This window comes from Micromonospora sp. WMMD712, assembly GCF_029581295.1.
In the GTDB taxonomy this organism is placed as follows: Bacteria; Actinomycetota; Actinomycetes; order Mycobacteriales; family Micromonosporaceae; genus Micromonospora; species Micromonospora carbonacea.
The window spans coordinates 995,409-1,017,390 of sequence record NZ_CP120743.1; the positions used below are offsets into that span (position 1 = coordinate 995,409).

Genomic DNA, 21,982 nt, shown 5'->3' on the forward strand with positions numbered 1-21,982 from the left:
TATGGGCGACGCCGGCCCGCCGCGTCCACCCGTGCGCCCGGCCCGCCTGCGCCCGGAGGCGTCCCCGCGGCCCGGCCCCGTACGACCTGGGGCGTACCCGCTCCTCAGCCGCCGGGGGTGACCAGGCCGCTCTCGTACGCCAGCACCACCGCCTGCACCCGGTCGCGCAGCCGCAGCTTGGCCAGGATCCGCCCCACGTGGGTCTTCACGGTCGCCTCGGCGACGTGCACCCGGGCGGCGATCTCGGCGTTGGACAGGCCCTGCGCCACCAGCAGCAGGATCTCGCGCTCCCGCTCGGTGAGCTGGGCCAGCCGGGGGTCGGCGGCGGGGCCGGGGCCGAGCTGGTCGGCGAACCGGTCCAGCAGCCGGCGGGTGATCGACGGGGCCACCACGGAGTCGCCCTCGGCGACCACCCGGATCGCGGCCAGCAGCTCCTCCGGCGGCACGTTCTTCAGCAGGAAGCCGCTCGCCCCGGCCTGGAGGGCGGCGAACGCGTCGGCCTCGGTGTCGAAGGTGGTGAGCACCAGCACCCGGGGCCCGTCGCCGGGCCGGCCGGCGCAGATCCGCCGGGTGGCCTCCACCCCGTCCATGGTCGGCATCCGGATGTCCATGACCACCACGTCGGCCTCGACGCGGTCGAGCACCCGCAGCGCGTCCGCCCCGTCGATGGCCTCCCCGACGACGGTCAGGTCGGGCTGGGAACCCAGCACCATCCGGAACCCCGCGCGCACCAGCGCCTGGTCGTCCACGATCACCACGCGGACCGTCATGCCGCCACCTCCGTCCCGGTGCTCGACGGTAGCGGCAGCCGCACCTCGACCTGCCACCCCCCGGCCAGCGTCGGGCCGGCGGTGAGGCTGCCGTCGTACACGGTCACCCGCTCGCGCATGCCGACCAGGCCGTGACCGCCGGACGGCGCGGGCCGGACCACGGGCCGGCCCCGCCCGTCGTCGACGGCCCGGACCACGACGGCGTCGGGGGTGTGGGTGAGGCCCAGCGTGACGGTCGCGCCGACGCCGGCGTGCTTGAGGGCGTTGGTGAGCGCCTCCTGCACCACCCGGTAGACGGTCAGCTCCAGGCCGGGCGGCAGGGCCGGCGGCTCGCCGGTGACCGTCGCGTCGACGCGCAGCCCGGCGGCGCGGAACCGGTCGAGCAGCTCGGGCAGCTCCACCAGGGCCGGCCGGCGGTGCGTCGGCTCCGCCGCCAGCGCCGGGGCCGGCGCGCCGTCCGGCCCGGCCCCCGGCTCGGGGCTGCTCGTCTCCCGCAGCACCCCCACCAGGCGGCGCATCTCCTCCAGCGCCTGCCGGCCGGTGTCGGCCACCACCCGCACCGCCTCCCGGGCGGTCTGCGGGTCCCGGTCGAACAGGTAGCGGGCCCCGTCCGCCTGCACGATCATCACGGCCATGCTGTGCGCCACCACGTCGTGCAGCTCGCGGGCGATGCGGGTGCGTTCCTCGGCCACCGCCGCGCGGGACTCGGCCTCCCGCTCCCGCTCCAGGGTCGCGGCGCGCTCCTCCAGGCTGAGCACGTAGAGCCGGCGGGTGCGCACGTTCAGCCCCATCAGCCAGACCGCGCCGGTCATCAGCGCGAACCAGATCGCCGTGGCCCACCAGGCGACGGCCGCCTCGGTCTGGAGCGCGGCGAGCACCACGCCGACGGCGGCGACGACGCCGGCGACGACGCCGGCGGCCAGCCTCTCGGCGTACTTCACCACGCTGTAGAGGGCGATCAGCACCGCCACGTCGAAGACCAGCGGGCCCCACCCGGCGACCACCTGGACGCCGGCGAGCAGGGCGACCGCCGCCCCCACCGCCGAGGGGTGGGCGCGCCGGAACAGCAGGACGAGGGCCATCGCCGCCCCGACGCCGGTGGCCCACCAGCCGCCGGGCTGGTTGGCCGCTCCGGCCAGGCCCATCAGCCCGACGAAGCCGGAGACCGCCACGTCGAAGGCCACGCTCCGCAACGGCAGGCCGAACAGGATCCGCCTCACGGTCACCGAGCGTACGGGGCGCGGGTCCGAGAGAGGGCCAGGGTGTACAGGAGTCGCCTGCGCCGCCGTTGATACCTCGCGGGCCGCATTTCTCAGATTCACGTTCCGCCGTATCCGGGAATTGCCACCTCCCCGGCAAATGCGGACGCCCTTTGAGCAATCGTCAATCTCGGTCGTTCCATTTATGGTGACCACTGTCATACAGTTGTCTCGCCGGGCCACCGGAGCAATTCCTCGCCGTTCGGCCCATCACCACCATCGAAGGGGAATCAGCACATGAGAATCGCGCTGGCACGTCCACGCCCGCGGCGCACGGCCCGCCTGCTGTTCGGGGCCCTGCTGACCGCCGCGCTCGCGTTCTCCGTGAGCGGCACCGCCACGGCGGCGCTCGACAAGGGCGACTTCACCGCGAACGCCCGCACCGACGTCTACATGAAGGACATCGCGTCGGACACCGGGTTCGAGCCGCACGGGGCCATCTACAGCTCGTTCTTCAACAGCCCGGACATCAAGATCTGCCCCACCGCGGTCGAGTGCGCGTCGCACACGAACCCGATCGTCGGATCGACGAGCTACATTTTCGTGAACCTGCGGAACAATGGCCCGTACGGTTCCGGAATCGGGAACGGGACGCTGAAGGCGTACTACACCACCGCCGGTGGCGCGGCGAACTGGCCGATGCACTGGACGCCGATCGGCTCCAAGACGCTGCCCGTCGCGCCCGGCGTCACCACGACGTCGATCGCCTGGCCGAACGTGCCCTCCATCGGGCACTTCTGCCTGCTGCTGCGCTGGGAGTCGGCGACCGACCCGATGCTGTTCGAGGGCACCGCGACCTCCATCAACACGCAGTACAACAACAACATCGCCTGGAAGAACGCCAGCACCGTCCCGGCGGGCGGCAGTGGCGTGATCAGCGACCGCCCGTTCGCCATGGCGAACGCCCTGGCCGAGCCGGCCCCGTTCGACCTCGCGTTCCGGCCGCTCGGCGAGCCGGCCCCCGGCGTCAAGATCATCGCCGACCTCGGGCCGGAGCTGTTCGAGCGCTGGCGGGCCGCCGGCGGTCAGGGTGAGGGCATCCAGGTCGTCGGCCGCAGCGCCGTGCAGGTCGTCGACCCGTACAAGGCGCAGATCAAGGGCCTGCTGATCAAGCCGGAGGAGCGGCCGGTGGTCAAGCTCAGCTTCACCACCAGCCAGGCGCTCCAGAAGGCGTACACCCTCCAGGTCGTCCAGGTCGGCCCGGCGAGCAAGCTCGGCGAGAGCTTCGACGTCGGCGGGGTGGACTACACCTTCGAGCCCCGCAAGGGCTGACCGGGCGGGTCGGCGGACCGGAGGGCCGGGGGGCCGGGATCCCCTCCGGCCCGCCGGCCACACCGGTACGACGCGGCTGACCGGGTGACTCAGCCTCATGTCGGGCAGGTAGCGGTATCCCGTCCCGTTGGATACCCCCACCTGCCCGACATCCCGTCACGCGACCGCCCGTGTGGCCGGAATCCCGGCCGGGGCGGGGGCCCCTACGCCACGGAGCCTGGCTCAGCCTCGCCCACCACGCCACCGGCGACCTCGACCTCGCTGTCGACGCCGCCCGACTCGCCCTGCGCCACCTGCCCGCCGTCAGCTCCGCACGCAGCGTCGCGCTCCTACGCCGCCTCCACGACGAACTCGCCTCCGCCGGCCCCCGCTCCCCAGCCGTGCGGGACCTCCTCAACGATCTGCGGCGCCTCCCCACGCCGCGCTAGGGCAGGGCCACCGGGAGGCGGTACGCCCGCTCGGTGCCCGCGGCCGTGCGCAGGTGGATCTCGCCGGTGCGCAGGCCGTAGGTCACCGACCAGCGGGTGTGGCCCTGCCGCACGTCGTTGAGCAGTTCCAGCGCCGCCCGGTCGTCGACCACCCCGCCGGCCTTCGTGAGGGCGGCGGCGAGCACGCCGTAGCGGTGGTCGGCGCGCCGGCGTTCTTCGGGCACGCCGACCACCGGCACGTTGGTCAGCGCCTGCCAGCCGCCCTGCCCCTTCTCGACCCGCATCGCGCCGTCGACGAACTCGACCACGGCCGAGGCCCCGGTGGCGTCGGCGAGCAGGTAGTGCAGCGGGGGCCCGCCGTCGAAGTCGAGGTTGTGCCGGCCGAAGACGGCGACGGCCTCGTCGATCGTGGCGGCCTGGTCGAGCACCAGCCGCAGGATGCGTACTGAACCGACCATGGGTTTGCCCGGCTCGGCGCGGACGGTGGCCCCGTCGTCGGCGGCCAGCCCGACGGCCAGGCCGCGCTCGTTCATCCCGTCGAACGGCAACAGCGGCGCGTTGAGCAGCCGGCGGTCGCCGGTGGGGTCGGCGCCGACGCCGAGGTAGGACATGTCCACCAGGGAGACCGTGGCGTACCCGTCCGGCGGGTCGGTGCGCAGCACCAGGGCCGGGTTGGCGTCCCAGTCGAAGTTGCGGGCGAACAGGGGGCGGCCCGGGTCGCCGGAGGCGGCGAAGAGCGAGCAGCCGAACGGGCTGGGCGGCGCGGCGTCGGTGCCGACGGTCGGGTCGTAGTCGCCGACGTACGTCATCTCCCACATCGGCAGGTCGTCGACCCGGCGCAGGCTGGCCAGGGTCCGGTCGGCCTGCGCCGGGTCCTGCCGGGACGCGGTGGGCGTGCCGGCCGGCGTCGGGGGCGGGGCGGCGGCGGTCTCGGGGGCGGAGCAGGCGGTGGCGGCGAGCAGCAGGGCCAGGCCGGCACCCAGGAAGGTCCTACGCATGATGGCTGAACGCTAGGTCAGCCATCGACCGTTGTCCACCACGCCCCGGCGGCCGGCGGGCCGGCCCGCCGGGCGGCGGCGGGAGGGCCCGGTCACAGCGGCGTGGCGGACCGCCGGGATGACCGGCCGGCCGTGCGAGGATCAGCCGCCGTGGACCCTGACGGCGAGCCGACCGCACGCACCGGGGGCGAGCCGACCGCACCGACCGGCCGCGCCCCACGCCGGCCGCTGGGGCGGCTGCGCCGGCTGCACCCGCTCGACCGGGTGGCGCTGGCCCTGGCCGTGCTCGGGGCGGCCTGCGCGCTGACGGGCCTGCTGCCGCGCGCCGAGACCGTGGCCACCCTGGGGCGCATCCTGCCGCTGCTGCTGTTCCTCGGCACGGTGGTGGTGCTGGCCGAGCTGACGGCGGTGGCCGGCGTGTTCGACGTGCTGGCCGGGCGGCTGGCCCGCGCCGCCCGGGGCAGCTTTCCGGCGCTGTTCGTGCTCTGCGTCGGCTTCGCCTCCGTCACCACGATCGCGCTGAATCTCGACACCACGGCGGTGCTGCTCACACCGGTGCTGCTGGCGCTGGCGCGGCGGCTGGGCATGCCGCCGCTGCCGCTGGCGCTGACGACCGTGTGGCTGGCGAACACGGCCAGCCTGCTGCTGCCGGTGTCGAACCTGACCAACCTGCTGGCCGCCGACCGGATCGACCTCGACCCGCTGTCGTACGCGGCGCGGATGGCGCTGCCGCAGGCCGCCACGATCGCGGCCACCATGGCGCTGCTCTGGTTCGGCTACTGGCGTCGGGGGCGGCGCGGGGTCGAGCGGTTCGTCGCGCCCACGCCGCACGTCCCCGCCGATCGGGTGCTGTACCGGATCGCGCTCGTCGGCTGCCTGCTGCTCGTGGCGGGGATCCTCGCCGGGGTGGAGGTGGGGATCGCCTCCGCGGCGGCCGCCGGGCTCGTGCTGGCCGGCTTCGCCGCGCGCCACCGGGCCGCGCTGCGTCCGGCGCTGGTGCCGTGGCGGCTGCTGGTCTTCGTCACCGGGCTGTTCCTGGTGGTGCAGACCCTCGGCCGGCACGGCCTGGACGACGTCGTCGGCGTGCTGCTCGGCCCGGACGGCGGGGCGCTCGGCGCGCTGCGGGCCGGCGGCACGGGCGCGCTGCTGTCCAACGTCGTGAACAACCTGCCGGCGTACGTGGCGGGCGAGGCGGTGCTCCCGCCCGGCGACGGGACCCGGCTGCTGGCCCTGTTGATCGGCACGAACGCCGGCCCGCTGGTCACGCCGTGGGCGTCGCTGGCGACCCTGCTGTGGTACGAGCGCTGCCGGGCCGCCGGGGTGGCCGTGCCGCTGGGCCGGTTCCTGGCCGCCGGGGCCCTGCTCGCCGTCGGCGCGACGGCCGCCGGCGTGGGCGCGCTGCTGCTCACCGGCTGACCGGGGACGACCGCGTCGACGGGGCCCCACGTGCGGTGCCGGGCGTGGTGGGGCGGCCGTCCGGCCGCCCCACCACGCCGACGTCGGGCTCAGCAGGGGCTCTCGACGAAGGTCGGGTAGCCGGAGCGGACGCCCCAGGTGTAGACCGTGCCGGAACAGCTCTCGTACTTCTCCCCCAGCACCGTGGTGTGGCTGGAGTCGGCATAGTAGGTGGTCACGCACTCGTGGTCGATCCGGCAGGCGCGGGCCTGCGCGGGCGAGCCCGGCACGACGAGCACGGAGGCGCCCACCAGGGCGGCGGTCAGCAGCACGCGGCGGATCACGGTAGTCCCCTTCCGGCGACGGGTGGGGCGTCACGCCCGGGGTGACTCGTCGTCCCACCGGCCGCCTGTGTATCGATCAACGTAATGCTCCACGGTGGGCGGGGCAACGACGGTAGGGGTGGGCCCTCAGCCGACCGGGGTCCGGCGGGTGACGCGCGGGCCGACCAGCCGGCGGACCACCGGCGCGGCGTTCCACCTCGCCGCGCCGACCAGGTCCCGGGCGTGCTCCAGCACCGTGTAGTCCGGCCGGGCCAGCCCGTCGGCGATGGCCCGGTCCAGGTCGTTGCCGCAGCGGGTGAGCACGCTGTCGAAGTCCCGGCGCACCGGGTCGAGCAGGTGGTAGCCGAAGGAGCGGTGCAGCCGGGCGAAGAGCGGCTTGTAGAGCCGGGCCCGCTCGTGCAGCCCCGAGGAGTACGACATCGGGTTCTTCGGCCGCCGCCGCACGTAGTCGGGCAGCACGTCGGCGAACGCGCGACGGACGATCCACTTCTCCTGGCCCTCGCGCAGCTTCAGCCCCAGCGGCAGCCGCATCGCCAGCTCCACCACGCTCAGGTCGAGGAACGGCACCCGCGCCTCCACCCCGTGCGCCATGCTGGCGCGGTCCACCCGCTGCAACTCCGTACGGCACAGGTTGCGGATCCGGTGCAGGAACAGCCGGGGGGCCCGCTCGGGGCCGACCTGGTGGTACATGGGGTAGCCGCCGAACAGCTCGTCGGAGCCGTCGCCGGTGAGCACGACCTTGACGCCCAGCTCGCGCAGCCGCCGGAAGATCGGCACCGAGACCACGGCGTTGATGATGTCGCCGTACTCGGTGAGTTCGGAGATCCGGATGGCCTCCCGCACGTCGGCGAGCCGGATGTCGCGCGGACGCAGCTCGATCACCTCGTGCGGCACCCCCAGGTCGGCGGCGAGCCGCCGGGCGTACGCCACGTCGGGGCTGCCCGGCGCCCCGACGGTCACCGCCACGCAGTCGGGGTGCAGCAGGTGGGTGTGCAGCAGGGCGAGGGAGCTGTCCAGCCCGCCCGAGAGCACCACGCCGACGGTGAGGTCGGTGTCCAGCCGCATCCGGATGCTGTCGGTGAGGGCGGCCCGGACGAGCAGGGCGGCCTCGTCCGGGTCGTCCACCACGGGCAGCCCGTCGCCGAGGGTGAGCAGGTCGACGTACGGGCGCAGCCGGACGTGGCCGCCCGGCTCGGCCCAGCCGTGGTGCCCCGGGGGCACCTCGGCGACCGGGGCGCCGTGCCCCGCCAGGGCCTTGACCTCGCTGGCCAGGTGCAGGCACCCCGGCATCCGGGACCAGTAGAGGGGCTTGACCCCGAGCGGGTCACGGGCCAGGTAGGCCCGGCCGGTGGCCCGCTCGACCACGACGAAGGCGTACTCGCCGCGCAGCCGCCGCACCGCCTCCTCGCCCCAGCGTTCGAAGGCGGCGAGCACCACCTCGGTGTCGCTCTCGCTGCGGAACACGTGCCCCAGGCGGGTCAGCTCGGCGCGCAGCTCCCGGTGGTTGAAGACCTCGCCGTTGTAGCAGAGCAGGAGGCGCTCGTCGGCGGAGACCCAGGGCTGCACCGCCCGTTCCCGGTCGACGATCCGCAGCCGGCGGGTGCCGGCGAGCAGGCCGGCCTCCCGGCGGGTCTCGGTCACCTCGCCGCGCGGTGCGAGGACGGCCAGCATCCGTCGGAAGGTGGCCGGGTCGGCCTCGGGGCCGAGGCTCAGGGCGATGCCGCACACGGCTCAGACCCCCATCTCGGCCTCGTACGCGCGGCGGAACCGCGCCCGGGCGGCGGGCGCGAGGCACACGTGCCAGGCCTGCCCCTCGTCGACCACGTTGACCTCCCCGGCCTGCTGCCGGGCCAGCAGCAGCCCGGCCAGCACGTCCCGGGCGCCGAACCGCTGGAACCAGGACATCTCGACGTCGACGGCGTAGCCGAGGCAGTGGGCGCTGGGCACCATCGCGGCGTAGCCGAGGCGGCGCAGCCGGTGCTGGTGCTCGGCGCTGCGCACCAGGCTGGTCACCCACAGCGGCGGGGTGCCGGGCGGGGCGCTGCGGGCGAACTCGCGGCCGAGGTCGTTGAGCAGGCCGATCACCTCACGCCGGGCCCGGCGGAACCGCAGGCCGGCGGTGTGCGGCCGGGCGGCCGGCAGCAGCCGGCGGCGCACCGCCCGCACGCTGCGGCCGACGACGGTGGCGGGCTGCTCCTGGTAGCGGAAGCGGAGCAGGTCGCGGCGGCGCAGCCACTCCAGGTCGACCAGCTCGTTGCTGGCGTGGACCTGCGCGTCGGTCATGAAGGTGGTGGCGTCGCGCCACCACATCACGTCGATGCGGGAGAGCAGGTAGATCCGCACGAGGGCGGCCAGGTCACCGGCGGAGCTGCGCGGGTTGGGCCGGTAGCGGGCCATCTCCAGCAGCAGCGTCTCCCGGGCGCCGACGAGGCCCTGGCCGGTGGCGTCGAGCACCGCGGCGATCGCCGGCTCGCGCAGCCGCTCGTCGAGCAGCACCTGGCGGGCTCCCGCCGAGTCCGGGTCGGCCAGCGCGCCGACCTCGACGAGCAGGTCCGTCACGGCCGCCCGGTAGGCGTCGAGGTCGGGCGTCGGCGGGGCCGGGCGGGGGGCGACGCCCCGCGGCACGCGCCGCGCCGGGGCGGTGGACGCCACGGAGGTGCCGGGCTGCTGGCCGGAGCTTCGGCTGGGCACTCGCATGGTCGGGTCCTCCCCCGTACGGCACGGATCGGCTGGGCTGAAACCACCGTAATCATGAGGATGCGGAAGAGACCGAACATTCCTCCCATCTCCCCCGAACGCGCGTCCGGGGGCGGGCGAAACCGCAGCGGGGAGGAACGGGCGTCGGGCCGGGCCCGGCCGGGCAGCGTCGCCTGCCCGCGCTGCCGCCGCCGGGTCGCCGGTGCCGCACGCCGCTTCGACCGCGGCGGCGGGTGGAGCGGGACGGCCGGGGTGGGTGCGGCACCCCGGCCGTCCGCCCGGGCCTCGATTCCGATCGGGAAGAGGCCCCTGACCAGTTTCGCCGAACGTCGTCGATCCCGCAGCCCCCTTCACCGACTGGACACGGCAAGGGCGGGATCCGCGACGGACCCGGATCAGGCCGGCATCGTCGTCACCGGGTCACCCGGTCACCGCACCGCGCAGGCGGTGCCGTTGACGGCGAAGCCCACCGGGGCCGGGTTGGCGCCGGTGTGCGAGGCGTTGAAGCCCAGGCTCACCGAGCCGCCCGGGGCGACCACGGCGTTCCAGCTCTCGTTGGTCACCGTCACCTCGGCGCCGCTCTGGCTGAACTTCCCGGACCAGCCCTGGCTGATCTGCTGGCCGGCGGTGAACCGGAAGGTCAGCCGCCACGACGACCACGTCGCCGCCGACGTGTTGGCGACGGTCAGGTTGCCGCTGAACCCGTTGCTCCAGTCGTTCGACGTGTACGTCACCGCGCAGCCCCCCGCCGGCGGCGGCGTGGTCGTGGGCGAGACGGTCGGCGAGGGCGAGACCGTGGGGGTGGGGGTGGGGGTGGGCGAGACGGTCGGCGTCGGGGTGGGTTCCGGCGTGCCGCCGGTGCCCGCCCGCTCCGCCGCCCAGTTCGCCAGCCAGGCCAGCGCCGAGTTCCAGTTGATCGCCACCTCGTTGACCGAGTACGCCTCGATGTCGTCGACGTAGCACTTCTGCGGCTTGCAGCCGGAGAGCTGGGCCACGGCCACCGGGTCCTGGAGCTGGCTGTTCGGGCCGCCGGCGAGCGAGCCGGGCGGCGCGGTGGGCAGCGAGGAGTCGTTCTGGTTGGCCCAGAACCGGTGGTGCACGTTGCGCACCGGCTTCTCGCCGTACCCGGCCACATAGGACTGGTTCAGCGGGTTGCGGCCGAGCAGGTAGTCGTAGGCGGCGTAGGCCCCGCCGCGGTACTTCTGCTGGCCGGTGAAGTCGAACGCGAGGGCCAGGACGTTGCCGTTGTTGGCGACGGCGCCGTTGGAGCCCCAGTAGTAGGTCCCGTCGCCGCTGCCCGGGGCCGGGTAGCCCTGCCGGGCGGTCTGGGTCAGCAGCCGGTCGGCGAAGGCCACGATCGCGGACCGGGTGGCGGCCAGGTCGGCGGCCGGCAGCCCGTTGGGCACCAGGGCCAGGGTGGTGTCGCCCAGCCCGGCGGTCCAGCTCCAGTCGTAGCCGCGGTTGGCGAAGCTGGTGCCCCGATAGAAGGACGAGCCGGTCACGTCGGCGCGGTAGCCGGCCGCCCCGGTGGTGGCGTACAGCTCGGCGGCCGCCCAGTAGAACTCGTCGCCCACGCTGTTGTCCTCGTACGCGCCGCCGCCGGTGTTGTCCGTGGCCGGCGCCAGCCGGTTCGGGTTGGCCTTCGCCGCGGCGTACGCCTTCTCGGCGGCGGCGAGCGCCCGCGCGGCGAAGGTCGCGTCGTAGGGCTTCCACAGCCGGGACGCCTGCGCGGCGGTCGCCGCCAGGTTCAGGGTCGCGGCGGTGCTGACCGGCGCGAGGAGCCGGGGCTGGCTGTCCTGCTCCGGCCGGGTCGGCAGCGCGGTCCAGTTCTGGTCGTGGATCTTGTGGTGCGCCATGCCGGCGTAGGGGCGGCCGTCGGGCACCTGCATCTTCAGCATGAACTCCAGCTCCCAGCGCGCCTCGTCCAGCACGTCGGGCACCCCGTTGGCCTGCTCGGGGATCGCCAGCGTGCCGTCGGCGAGCCCGGCGCGGTCGGCGCCGGCCACGTGCAGGGAACGCTCGTGGATGTTCTGGAGCTGCCAGGTGGCCAGGCCGCCGTTGACCACGTACTTGCCGTGGTCGCCGGCGTCGTACCAGCCGCCCCGCACGTCGAGGGTGTAGCCGCAGGAGCTGCGGCAGGGCACCGCGTTGTCGCCCTGGTTCGGGGCGACGTTGACGTGCCCGGCGGGCCGGGAGTAGCGGGAGCCGACGTAGCGCGACTCGATCGGGGTGCCGCTGCGCTGGTGGTAGAAGAAGGCCAGCGAGTCGGTGCGCAGCCGGCGCACCGCGTCGGCGGAGATGTCGAAGGGGTGGCTGTTGTTCCCGCCGACCGACAGCACGTAGCCGCTGCCCACGGTGTCGTAGGCGGAGAAGTCGGCGACGTGGACGCTGTCGCCGGAGAGGGCGTCCGCGCCGCGTACGGTGGTCTGGCCGGAAGCGACGGTCGCGCCGGCGGCGTTACGCAGGGTCCAGGCCAGCGGGCTGGTCGACGTGCTGACCACCGTGGCCTGCTTGGGGGCACCGGGCACGTAGGCGACCTGGTTCACCTTCACCGGGCCGCCCGGGTCGGGCGCGGCGGCCGCGATGGACGGCACGACGGCCAGGGCGCTCAGCGTGAGCAGGGTGGCGGCCGCCATGGCGGCCGGGCGCTTGCGGAGGGGCATCGTTCCTCTTCCGGGGTGCGTCGGGTTGACCACCTGCCGGACCTGCCCAGCGCGAAGCCGCCGGGCGGTCGGGCAGACCGTCGACGGGAGCGCTGGCCCTACCATAGGCCATCGACGCGGCCCGCGTCGCCGGCGTGGCGGGGACGACGTTGTGCAGGTCGCCGCAGCGGGCCGGGCGGGGTGATGAAAAGCTTTGTGCATGAGTTCCGCACCCGCATCGACCGAACACACCATCCCCGCCGACGAGGCCACCGCCTTCGCGGATCTCGGGCTGCGTGCCGAGCTGCTCGGCGCGCTGTCCGCGCTCGGCTACGAGGAGCCGACCCCGATCCAGCGGGAGGCGATCCCGCCCCTGCTGGCCGGCAGGGACCTGCTCGGTCAGGCGGCCACCGGCACCGGCAAGACGGCCGCGTTCGCGCTGCCGCTGCTGCAACGGATGCCGGACGGGCGGACCGGCGGGGAGCCGGTGGCCCTGGTGCTGGTGCCCACCCGGGAGCTGGCGGTGCAGGTGTCGGAGGCGTTCCACCGCTACGGCAAGGACCTGGGCGCGCGGGTGCTGCCGATCTACGGCGGCCAGCCGATCGGCCGACAGCTGCGCGCCCTGGACCTGGGGGTGGACGTGGTGGTGGCGACCCCGGGCCGGGCGCTGGACCACATCGCCCGGGGCACCCTGCGGCTGGGCGGCCTGGCCACGGTGGTGCTCGACGAGGCCGACGAGATGCTCGACATGGGCTTCGCCGAGGACATCGAGGCGATCCTGGAGCACGCCCCGCAGCAGCGGCAGACGGTGCTGTTCTCGGCGACCATGCCGTCGCGCATCGACGGGATGGCCCGGCAGCACCTGAGCGACCCGGTGCGCATCCAGATCGGCCGGGAGCAGCCGGTGGCCGGCGAGACGCCCCGGGTGCGGCAGAGCGCGTACATCGTGGCGCGGGCGCACAAGCCGGCGGCGCTGGGCCGGGTGCTGGACGTGGAGTCGCCGACCGCGGCGATCGTCTTCTGCCGCAGCCGGGAGGAGGTCGACCGGCTCACCGAGACGATGAACGGCCGGGGCTACCGCGCCGAGGCGCTGCACGGCGGGATGAGCCAGGAGCAGCGGGACCGGGTGATGGGCCGGCTGCGCGCCGGCACGGCCGACCTGCTGGTGGCCACCGACGTGGCGGCCCGGGGGCTGGACGTCGAGCAGCTCACCCACGTGGTCAACTACGACGTGCCGTCGGCCCCTGAGTCGTACGTGCACCGCATCGGCCGGGTGGGGCGGGCGGGCCGGGAGGGGGTGGCCATCACCCTCGCCGAGCCGCGCGAGCACCGGATGCTCAAGACCATCGAGCGGGTGACCGGCCAGCGCATCGCCATCGACAAGATCCCCACGGTGGCCGACCTGCGCACCCGGCGGCTGGAGCTGACCCAGGCGGCGCTGCGGGAGAGCCTGCTGGAGGACGACCTGGAGCCGTTCCGGGTCATCGTGGAGTCGCTGTCGGACGAGTTCGACATGATGGAGGTGGCGCTCGCGGCGGTGAAGCTGGCCCACGAGGCCGCCTCGCCGGGCTCGGACGACGACGAGGAGGAGATCCCGCAGGTCGCGGTCCGGCCGCCGCGCGAGGGGCGTCCCGGGCAGGAGGGGCGCGGCGGCGAGCGGCGGCCCGGCCGGCCCCGCTCCGGGGGCACCACGCAGGTGTTCATCGGGCTCGGCCGGCGCGCCGGGGTGCGCCCGCAGGACCTGGTCGGCGCGATCACCGGTGAGACCCGGGTCAGCGGGCGGGACATCGGCTCGATCGAGATCGCCGACCGGTTCTCGCTGGTCGAGGTGCCGATCGCCGTGGTGGACGAGGTGATCGCCGGGCTGCGCAACAGCACGATCAAGGGCCGCAAGACGACGGTACGCCGCGACCGCGACCGCCCCTGACGAATGCGGGCGGCCGGCCCGCGCCGGTGGGCGCGGGCCGGCCGGGGCCGGTCAGAACGCGTACGGGCCGAACCGGCCCCAGGCGACGACGAGCGCCGCGACCAGCAGCAGGGCGGTGAACGCGGCCGGCGGGTACTCCTTGGCCCGGGCGTGCACGACGACGGCGCCGGCCATCACGATCGCCGCGCCCACGGCGGCCAGCGGCGTCAGCACGGTGGCGATGCCGGTGAGGGCGGGCAGGACCAGGCCGACCGCGGCGAGCACCTCCAGCGCGCCGAGGGCCTTCACCGCGCCTTCCGGCACGCCCTCGACCCAGCTCATCTTCTCGCGCAGCTTCTCTTTGGACTGGGTGACCTTGGTGAGCCCGGCCCCGGCGAAGACCAGGGCGAGCAGGATCTGCAGGGCCCAGAGGGCAATGTTCATGGGGGTGCCTCCATGGCGTGCCGCCGCGCGGGCGGGTGAGATACTTGACGATTCAAGGACCACCGTACTGGCCCGCCCCGCCCCGCCGGGCGACCGCCCGGCCGCCCCACCCCCGCAGTAGGCAGGGGCCCCTTGTCATCGGAGAAGCGATGACAAGGGGCCCCTGCTCACCTGTCAGGCGGCCGTGAGGGCCGGGTCGGTGCGGGTGTCGGCGTCGGCCGGGCGCAGCGCCAGGGCGAGCACGTCGGCCACGTCCGCGAGGGTGTGCACGGTCAGCGCCCCGCGCACCTCGGCCGGCAGGTCGTCCAGGTCCGGCTCGTTGCGCGCCGGGATGATCACCTCGGTCAGGCCGGCCCGGTGCGCGGCGAGCAGCTTCTGCTTCACCCCGCCGATGGGCAGCACCCGCCCGGAGAGGGTCACCTCGCCGGTCATCCCGAACTCCGGGCGCACCGGCCGGCCGGTCACCAGCGACGCCAGCGCGGTGACCATCGTGATGCCGGCGCTCGGCCCGTCCTTCGGCACCGCGCCCGCCGGGACGTGCAGGTGGATGCGCCGCCCGGCGAGGGCGTTCGGGTCGATGCCGAACCGGCGGCCGTTGGAGCGCAGGTACGACAGCGCGATGTGGGCGGACTCCTTCATCACGTCGCCGAGCTGGCCGGTGAGCGTCAGCCCCGGCTCGCCCTCCATGCTGGTGGCCTCGATGAAGAGCACGTCGCCGCCCGCGCCGGTCACGGCGAGGCCGGTGGCCACGCCGGGCACCGCGGTCCGCTCCGCCGACTCCAGGGTGAACCGGGGCCGCCCCAGGTAGCGGGCCAGGTTGTCCGCGTCCACCCGCACCGGGGCGGGGTCGTCGGCCAGGGCGACGGCGACCTTGCGCAGGATCTTCGCCAGGGCCCGTTCGAGCTGCCGGACGCCGGCCTCCCGGGTGTGCTCCCCCGCGATCAGGGTCAGGGCCTCGTCGGCGACGGTGACCTCCTCGGCGGTCAGCCCGGCCCGCTGGAGCTGCCGGGGCAGCAGGTGGTCGCGGGCGATGGCGACCTTCTCGTCCTCCGTGTAGCCGTCGAGGGTGACCAGCTCCATCCGGTCCAGCAGCGGGCCGGGGATGGTCTCCACCACGTTGGCGGTGGCCAGGAACAGCACGTCGGACAGGTCGAGGTCGACCTCGAGGTAGTGGTCGCGGAAGGTGTGGTTCTGCGCCGGGTCGAGCACCTCCAGCAGGGCGGCGGCGGGGTCGCCGGAGTACCCGACGGCCAGCTTGTCGACCTCGTCGAGGAGCACGACCGGGTTCATCGAGCCGGCCTCGCGCAGGGCGCGGACGATCCGGCCGGGCAGCGCGCCGACGTACGTGCGCCGGTGGCCCCGGACCTCGGCCTCGTCGCGGACGCCGCCGAGGGAGACCCGGACGAAGTTGCGCCCGAGCGCCCGGGCCACGGACTCGCCGAGGCTGGTCTTGCCGACGCCGGGCGGGCCGGCGAGGGCGAGCACCGCGCCGGAACCGCGCCCGCCGACCACGCCGAGGTTGCGCTCGGCGCGGCGGTTGCGCACCGCGAGGTACTCCAGGATGCGGTCCTTGACGTCGGCCAGGCCGGCGTGGTCGGCGTCGAGCACCGCGCGGGCCGCGGCCAGGTCGGTGTTGTCCTCGGTACGCGTGGTCCACGGCATCTCCAGGACCGTGTCGAGCCAGGTGCGGATCCACCCCGCCTCCGGGGAGGCGTCGCTGGCCCGCTCCAGCTTGCCGACCTCGCGCAGCGCCGCCTCGCGGACCTTCTCCGGCAGCACGGCGGCCTCCACCCGGGCCCGGTAGTCGGCGGAGCCGTCCGGGGAGTCCTCGCCGAGCTCCTTGCGGATCGCGGCGAGCTGCTGGCGGAGCAGGAACTCGCGCTGGGTCTTCTCCAGGCCCTCGCGCACGTCGCTGTTGATCTGCTCGGTGACCTCCTGCTCGGCCAGGTGGTCACGCACCCAGCCGACCAGCAGTTCCAGCCGGGCGGTGACGTCCGCGGCGGCGAGCAGCTCGGTCTTCTGCGCCAGGGTGAGCCAGGGCGCGTAGCCGGCCGCGTCGGCCAGCTCGGAGAGGTCGGTCATGCGCTCCATGGCGTCGATGACCTGCCAGGCGCCGCGCTGCTGGAGGACCGAGGTCATCAGGGCGCGGTACTCGCGGGCCAGGTCCCGGGCCCGGCCGGCCGGGGCGGGCTCGTCGAGCTGGGTCGCCTCGACCCAGAGGGCGGCGCCGGGCCCGGGTACGCCGGAGCCGATCCGGGCCCGGGACAGGCCGCGGACCACGGCGGCCGGCTCGCCGTCGGGCAGCCGGCCGACCTTCTCGATGGTGGCGATCACGCCGACGGGGCCGTACTCGCCGTCGATGCGGGGCACGGCGAGGACCTTCTTGTCGCCGGTGGCCCGCGCGGCGTCGACCGCGGCCTGGGTGGTGGGGTCGAGGGTCACCGGGACGACCATGCCGGGCAGCAGGACGGCGTCGGTGAGGGGTAGTACCGGAAGAGTTGCCATCGAACACCTGCCATCGGTTGACTTGAGCGTGTCAGGCTCAAGTCCCGGCCGGCTCCCGTTGTTCCGGGATGTGACCCGGGACACGCCGACACCCCGTCGGGCGGGCCGCCGGGCGAACCCGTACTGGCAAATTCCACAGTCGCCAGCGGGATTGCATCACCGACAAGTCGACGCGCCGAATGCAAACGGGGCATATTCTTGCGGATTTGCCCGGCGATACGTCAAACTCGTAACACACCCCGCCCCACACAAGGAGTAATTGGCGATGGCCCGGAAAGTAATCACCGTCTTGACTGACGACCTCGATGGCGGGAAGGCGGATCGGACCGTCGAGTTCAGCCTGGACGGCGTGGCGTACACCATCGATGTGTCCGACGAGAACGCCGGCACCCTCCGGAAGGCACTCGACCCCTACATCAACGCTGGCCGGCGAATCGGCCGAGGGCCGGTCGACGCCGGCCGGCCGGTCCGCCGCCCCGGCCGGGCGCCGGTCTCGGGAATGGATCGCGAGCAGAACCGGGCGATCCGGGAATGGGCCACCAAGAACGGCTACGAGATTTCCGACCGGGGCCGGATCCCCGTCTCCGTCGTCGAGGCCTTCAAGAACCGCTGAGCCGCCACCGCGCCCACCATGCGGAACACCGGGGCCACGCTGGGATTCAGCGATGGCCCCGGGCCTATTCCGGCGGCATTTTCCACGGACCCGCCCGGCGCCGTGGCGCGCCTGGTCACGCCGCCCACGACCGGCGCGCGACGCGGAGCCGCCCGGGGCGGTAGCTGCCCCGGGCGGCTCGGATGTGCGTACGGCGCGGCCGTCCGGTCAGTTGACCTGGATCCGCACCACGTCGATCGCCGGGGTCTGGTTGGCCCGCTCCATCATCGGGATCCGGTGCGAACCGTCACCGGCCCAGACGGAGCACTGCGCCGTGCCGGCCTGCGGCAGGCCCGGCACCTGGATGATGACGTCGTCCGGCTGCGAGCCGCCCCGGCCGTCCTCGGTGGCCACGAAGAACGCCGGGACGTCCTGCGGGTTCGGGGGCTGCCGGGTGCTGTTGAGCATCCGGCAGGCGGTGTGGAAGTGCCCCCGCACCAGGCCCTGCCCGTTGAGCAGGGAGCTCTCCAGGTAATAGCCGCCCTGGCCGGCGGCGAGGAACCGGTCCCGGATCAGGTTGCGGGTGGTGACCCGGAGCTGGAACGCCTGGTTGCGCTGGACCTGGTTGGGGAACTGGGTGATCAGCAGCGACGGGTTGTTCGCCGCCGCGCCGACCTCGCCGAACGCGGTGCTGACGCACCGGTTGCCGTTCTGGAAGCCGTCGTGCGGCTGCAACCGGCTGTTGGTGCAGTCCTTGGCGAGGACGCCGAGCCCGTTGCCGTTGTTGTTGCCGCCGTTCTGGCCCCCGTTGTTGTTCCCGCCGTTGTTGTTGCCCCCGTTGTTGTTCCCGGCGTTGGGATTGGCACCGACCGCAAGTTGGCACGGGGCGAGCTGTCCGAGGCCCTGCGGCCGCTGCGCCACCCGGCCGATGGCGGTCGCGATGCGGTCCAGGGTCGCCCGGCGCTTGTCCGCCAGCGGCCCGAGGATCGCGTTCTGGATGAACTGCCCCCCGTTGCGGCCCTCGGCGGCCAGCCGCTTGTTCGCCTCGTCGATCTGGGTCTTGAGCAGCGCGAGGTTGCGGTCCACCTCGGCCTTGGCGGCGGCCGGGACCGGGGGCAGCTTGCCGGCGACGTCGGGGCAGGCGATCGTCGAGCCCGCCGGGGCGGCGTTGGTGTTGGCGTTCGTGGCGGTGCCGCCGGCCTTGAGCGACTGGCACTCCGCGACCGACATCTGCCCGTCGCCCCAGTGGTTGCGCACCCACCGGCCGTTCTGCCACGTCTGGGTCGTGCTGCTGCCGATGTTCGAGGTCGCGCCGGGGCTGGGCGCCACGCACGACGCCGCCGCGGCGCGGGTGGTCGTCCGCCGGTCCCCGGCGGACGAGATCTGGGTCACGGCGACGATTCCACCGAAGACCGCAAGCGTGCCGACAACGGCCAGCAGCCGCTTGCTCCGCGCGTTACCGGATGACCGGCGCGCCCGTGGGGACCTGCGCATCGAATTGCTCTCCTTCTCGATCCGGTAGTTGACTCGTGACCCCGTCGGACCGATGAATTCGGGTGGGACGCCTCGGCGAGGATCACTGCGACGTTCCGGTCGCGTGTCGATGACCGACGATGCCCTTTCCTCATCGTCGTCGCGCCGGCCGGCGCGGCGGGGAGATCCGTCTCCATTCGGGCTGGAGTACGGACCCGCGGCGGCGGCGGTTCAACCCGGATACGGGAAATTTATGGAGAGCCGGGAAGGGCTGGTCACCCGGTGGACGGGGTCGGTCAGCCGGCGCAGAGGTGCTCGAAGGCGAAGCCGTCGCGCATCTCGTCGCGGCGCTCCCGCAGCCGGCGGATGTCCCGGTCGAGTTCGTCACGCGACACCAGATCCGGGCCGGCCGCCTCGACGTCGCGCAGCCGCTCGCCGACCGCCACGGCGGCCAGGTCCTCGGCGAGGCGGCCGGCGTCCACGCCGCAGGAGAAGCGCTGCTGGACGACCTGCACCCGCTCCACCAGGCAGCGGCCGGGACGCACCTCCACCCAGCTCCAGCCCTCCACCGGGCCGTCGGCCCAGCGCACGTGCAGACCCCGCACGATCGGGTCGACCAGCCGGCGGGACACGTACGCCTCCACGGCCGCCGCCCGGGCGAGGGCGCCGAGGTCGTTGACGTGACCGGTGCGCCCGTCCGGCAGCCGGCCGACGATCTCCCGGAACTCCACGGGCAGGGCCTCCGCCGGGTCGTCCTGGCCCGGGGCAGGCGCGACGGCGTCGGCGTAGGCACGGGCGTCGATGACGTACGCCACGATCCGGCGGCCGTGGTCGGCGGCGCGCAACGTGGGCGAGACGATCCGCAGCACCGGCAGGCCGACGGCCGCGCAGACGGCGTTCTTCATCCGCTCGGCGCGCTGCGCGGCGGAGCCGGCCGGGACGGGCGGCCCGATCTCGACGGCGAACAGCGGGCGGCCGCTGTCGCCGGCGCACACCACGTGGTCGAATCCCTCCCGGCCGGCCGAGGTCCACTGGTGGCCCGTGACGCCCGGCGGGCGGCCGTGCACCAGCTCCCCCACCCGCCGTGGCCCGTAGACGACCTGACCGGCACGGGTGAGGACCGGCGCCCGCCCGGTCGACGCCGCGACCGGGCGCAGCAGGGAGCCGTGGTCACTACCGGTGCGTGCCATCGCCTGTTCCATCCGTCGGGCCGTCGACGGCCGAGTCTAGGCCGCCGACCGGGACGCCCACCTCGCCGGTGCGGTCCGCGCGGCCTCACCGGTCCGGGCCACCGCGGGCCCGGCGGGAACGCTCCCGGCCCCCGGTCCCGGGCGGGGCCGACGGATGCGGCCGGAGATCCGATTCTCTAGGCTCAGCGCGTGCTGCACAGTGGACGGGCTCCGGAACTTCTGACCAAGCGCAGCCTCGTCGCTGTCTCCCACGCCATCGAGAGCGCCGCCCTGGCCACCGCCGAGGACGGTCCGCTCCTGGTGATCGCCCTCTTCCAGCGGATGCCCTACTTCGACCGCGAGCGGGCGGTCTACGAGCGGATCGCGGCCACGGCGGCGGCGACCGTGGTGGGCGTGGTCGGGCAACGCCCCGAGGCGCTGCCGGCCGGCGTGTGCGGCGTGGCCCTGGACGAGACCGAGGACCTCGCCCGGGAGTGGAGCGTGGTGGCGCTGACCCCCCGGTTCGGCGCGGCGCTGGTCGCCTACGACCGGGTGGAGGTCGAGCCGGCGGCCACGCTGGAGTCGGGTCGGCTCTTCGACGGGCGGTGGGGGTTCCGCCGCGACGAGGCGCTGCACGAGGTCGTCCGGCTGCGCGACCTGCTCGCCGACCGGCTCCCCGGCGCGGTCCGGCTCGCCGTGGAGGAGACGCTGGCCCGGGTGCGGGACCTGCCCGCCACGCCGGGCGAGGCCCGGGGCGAGGCGGCGTTGCGGCTGATGTTCTCCCGCGCCGAACGCGCGGCCCGGGCCCGCCGGCCCGGCGGGCGGGACCGCAGCGCCGGCATACCCCCGGCAGAGCCGGCCCCGCTGCTGGACGAGCCGGGGATGCGCCGGTGGACCGGCGCGGACGGGGTCACCGCCTCGGGCACGCTGCCGGTGGCGCTGGTCGGCGTCCGGGTGGACGAGCCGGCGGGCGCGCCGGAGCGCTTCGGCCGCCGCAGCGCCGCCCGGGAGGCGCAGGCGGTGATCGGGGCGGTCACCGCGCCGCTGCGCCCCGTGGACCGGGCGGTGCGCCTGTCCGAGCAGGAGTACCTGCTGATCCTGCCGGCGCTGACCGAGGACCAGGCGATGACCGTCGCCGGCCAGGTGCACGAGGCGGTCGCCGGCCTGGCCCGGTCGTATCCCTTCGTGGCCTTCGCGGTGCACGCCGCGGTCACCGTGACCGGCCGCCGGCCGCTGCCCGTGGGCGACGTCCGGCACGCCGTCGGGTGGGCCGCCCGGGAGGGGGTGCCCGTCGCCCGGCTGGCCCCCGAGTCGGCCGAGGTGCCCGTCGGGCAGCCGTAGCCGCGGCGGGGCGGGCCGACGCTCAGGCCACCGGGTGACGCTCAGGCCACCGGTGTGACCTGGCCGTCGGCGAGCGCGACGAGGGCCTCGTCGTCGACGTCGTACGCGATGGTGTTGACGACGCGGACCACGCCGCCGACCTGCGCGGCGAGCCGGCCGGCGAGGTCGACCCCGCTGCGCCGGTCCAGCCGCCCGTCGAGGGTGACCTCGCCGTCGCGCACCTGCACGGTCACCAGCCCGTCCCGCACGGCCAGGACCCGCCGCAGGACCTCCCGCACGACCTCCTCGCGGATCTCGGCGTCGGTGCGCAGGTGCACCCGCAGCAGGTCGCCACGGGTGACGATGCCGACCAGCCGGCCGAGGTCGTCGAGGACGGGCAGCCGCCGGACCGCGTCCCGGTCGAGCTGCCGCGCCGCGGCCGGCAGGGACGCCTGCGGGTACGTCGTCACCGCCGGCGCGGTCATCAGGTCCCCGGCGACCAGTGCGCCGGCCTTCTCCCGGGCCACCCGGCGACGCCGGCCCTCGAAGACCCGCCGCCCGTCCGGGTGCCCGACCCGTTCGATCCGGTGCAGCAGATCCGTCTCGGAGACGACGCCCAGCACCCGGCTGAACCCGTCGACCACCGGCACGCCGCTGACGCCCCGGCGGACGAGCACGTCCACGATCTGCCGGTACGGGGTCTCCTCCCCCACCGTCGCGACGTCCTTGGTCATCACGTCGCCCACCTGCCAGGTCCTCATCACGACC

Annotated in this window: 18 protein-coding genes; 6 read left to right on the forward strand and 12 right to left on the reverse strand. The window is 74.7% G+C overall.

What is annotated here, in order from left to right; all coding sequences use genetic code 11:
* Positions 1–104: 104 nt before the first annotated feature.
* Complete coding sequence (locus O7633_RS03945; RefSeq protein WP_282326082.1) at positions 105–770, reverse strand: response regulator transcription factor; 666 nt, start codon at positions 768–770, stop codon at positions 105–107.
* Entirely contained in the window at positions 767–1,996 is a 1,230-nt protein-coding gene (locus O7633_RS03950) for a sensor histidine kinase (RefSeq protein ID WP_282326083.1), read from the reverse strand. The genes O7633_RS03945 and O7633_RS03950 overlap by 4 nt, the downstream gene beginning before the upstream one ends.
* 270 nt (positions 1,997–2,266) lie before the next feature.
* Between O7633_RS03950 and O7633_RS03955 the strand changes: the two genes are divergently transcribed.
* The gene (locus O7633_RS03955; RefSeq protein ID WP_282326084.1) at positions 2,267–3,301 is read left to right on the forward strand and encodes a hypothetical protein; all 1,035 of its coding nucleotides are present in this window, start codon (positions 2,267–2,269) and stop codon (positions 3,299–3,301) included.
* 170 nt (positions 3,302–3,471) lie between these two features.
* Entirely contained in the window at positions 3,472–3,729 is a 258-nt protein-coding gene (locus O7633_RS03960; RefSeq protein WP_282326086.1) for a hypothetical protein, read from the forward strand.
* Here O7633_RS03960 and O7633_RS03965 read toward each other — a convergent pair.
* On the reverse strand, positions 3,726–4,727 hold the full coding sequence (locus O7633_RS03965) for a linear amide C-N hydrolase (RefSeq protein ID WP_282326087.1): 1,002 nt from the start codon (positions 4,725–4,727) through the stop codon (positions 3,726–3,728). The two genes, O7633_RS03960 and O7633_RS03965, sit on opposite strands and share 4 nt — an antisense overlap.
* Before the next feature lie 150 nt (positions 4,728–4,877).
* Between O7633_RS03965 and O7633_RS03970 the strand changes: the two genes are divergently transcribed.
* A complete protein-coding gene (locus O7633_RS03970; protein ID WP_278135593.1) occupies positions 4,878–6,143 on the forward strand; it encodes an SLC13 family permease in 1,266 nt (421 codons plus the stop codon).
* Positions 6,144–6,232: 89 nt separating this feature from the next.
* Here the strand turns inward: O7633_RS03970 and O7633_RS03975 are convergent, their stop codons facing one another.
* From O7633_RS03975 to O7633_RS03990, 4 genes are all read right to left on the reverse strand, one after another.
* Positions 6,233–6,466, reverse strand: a complete 234-nt coding sequence (locus O7633_RS03975; RefSeq protein WP_043968931.1) for a DUF6289 family protein — start codon at positions 6,464–6,466, stop codon at positions 6,233–6,235.
* Positions 6,467–6,592: 126 nt separating this feature from the next.
* Positions 6,593–8,194 (reverse strand): asparagine synthase-related protein, encoded by a 1,602-nt coding sequence (locus O7633_RS03980; protein WP_282326090.1) that lies wholly within the window; start codon positions 8,192–8,194, stop codon positions 6,593–6,595.
* 3 nt (positions 8,195–8,197) lie between these two features.
* The gene (locus tag O7633_RS03985) at positions 8,198–9,163 is read right to left on the reverse strand and encodes a DUF5715 family protein (protein WP_282326091.1); all 966 of its coding nucleotides are present in this window, start codon (positions 9,161–9,163) and stop codon (positions 8,198–8,200) included.
* 428 nt (positions 9,164–9,591) lie between these two features.
* Positions 9,592–11,826 carry a glycoside hydrolase family 9 protein gene (locus tag O7633_RS03990; RefSeq protein WP_282326092.1) on the reverse strand — a complete coding sequence of 745 codons (2,235 nt, stop codon included), beginning with the start codon at positions 11,824–11,826 and terminating at the stop codon, positions 9,592–9,594.
* A gap of 199 nt (positions 11,827–12,025) precedes the next feature.
* Between O7633_RS03990 and O7633_RS03995 the strand changes: the two genes are divergently transcribed.
* A complete protein-coding gene (locus tag O7633_RS03995; protein WP_178065265.1) occupies positions 12,026–13,732 on the forward strand; it encodes a DEAD/DEAH box helicase in 1,707 nt (568 codons plus the stop codon).
* A gap of 51 nt (positions 13,733–13,783) precedes the next feature.
* Here O7633_RS03995 and O7633_RS04000 read toward each other — a convergent pair whose 3' ends face one another.
* Positions 13,784–14,155 (reverse strand): DoxX family protein, encoded by a 372-nt coding sequence (locus tag O7633_RS04000; protein WP_282326095.1) that lies wholly within the window; start codon positions 14,153–14,155, stop codon positions 13,784–13,786.
* 174 nt (positions 14,156–14,329) lie between these two features.
* Complete coding sequence (gene lon, locus O7633_RS04005) at positions 14,330–16,660, reverse strand: endopeptidase La (RefSeq protein ID WP_282326096.1); 2,331 nt, start codon at positions 16,658–16,660, stop codon at positions 14,330–14,332.
* A 265-nt stretch (positions 16,661–16,925) separates the two neighbouring features.
* Here lon and O7633_RS04010 point away from each other — a divergent pair, with 265 nt between their 5' ends.
* On the forward strand, positions 16,926–17,273 hold the full coding sequence (locus O7633_RS04010) for an Lsr2 family protein (protein WP_074477251.1): 348 nt from the start codon (positions 16,926–16,928) through the stop codon (positions 17,271–17,273).
* A 207-nt stretch (positions 17,274–17,480) separates the two neighbouring features.
* Here the strand turns inward: O7633_RS04010 and O7633_RS04015 are convergent, their stop codons facing one another.
* Complete coding sequence (locus O7633_RS04015; RefSeq protein ID WP_282326097.1) at positions 17,481–18,746, reverse strand: hypothetical protein; 1,266 nt, start codon at positions 18,744–18,746, stop codon at positions 17,481–17,483.
* 275 nt (positions 18,747–19,021) lie between these two features.
* Entirely contained in the window at positions 19,022–19,915 is an 894-nt protein-coding gene (locus O7633_RS04020; RefSeq protein ID WP_282326099.1) for a DUF2726 domain-containing protein, read from the reverse strand.
* A gap of 189 nt (positions 19,916–20,104) precedes the next feature.
* Here O7633_RS04020 and O7633_RS04025 point away from each other — a divergent pair, with 189 nt between their 5' ends.
* Entirely contained in the window at positions 20,105–21,235 is a 1,131-nt protein-coding gene (locus O7633_RS04025; RefSeq protein WP_282326101.1) for a DICT sensory domain-containing protein, read from the forward strand.
* Between the two features lie 41 nt (positions 21,236–21,276).
* Here the strand turns inward: O7633_RS04025 and O7633_RS04030 are convergent, their stop codons facing one another.
* Positions 21,277–21,975: a CBS domain-containing protein gene (locus tag O7633_RS04030; RefSeq protein ID WP_282326103.1), complete on the reverse strand. Its 699-nt coding sequence runs from the start codon at positions 21,973–21,975 to the stop codon at positions 21,277–21,279.
* Positions 21,976–21,982 lie beyond the last annotated feature (7 nt).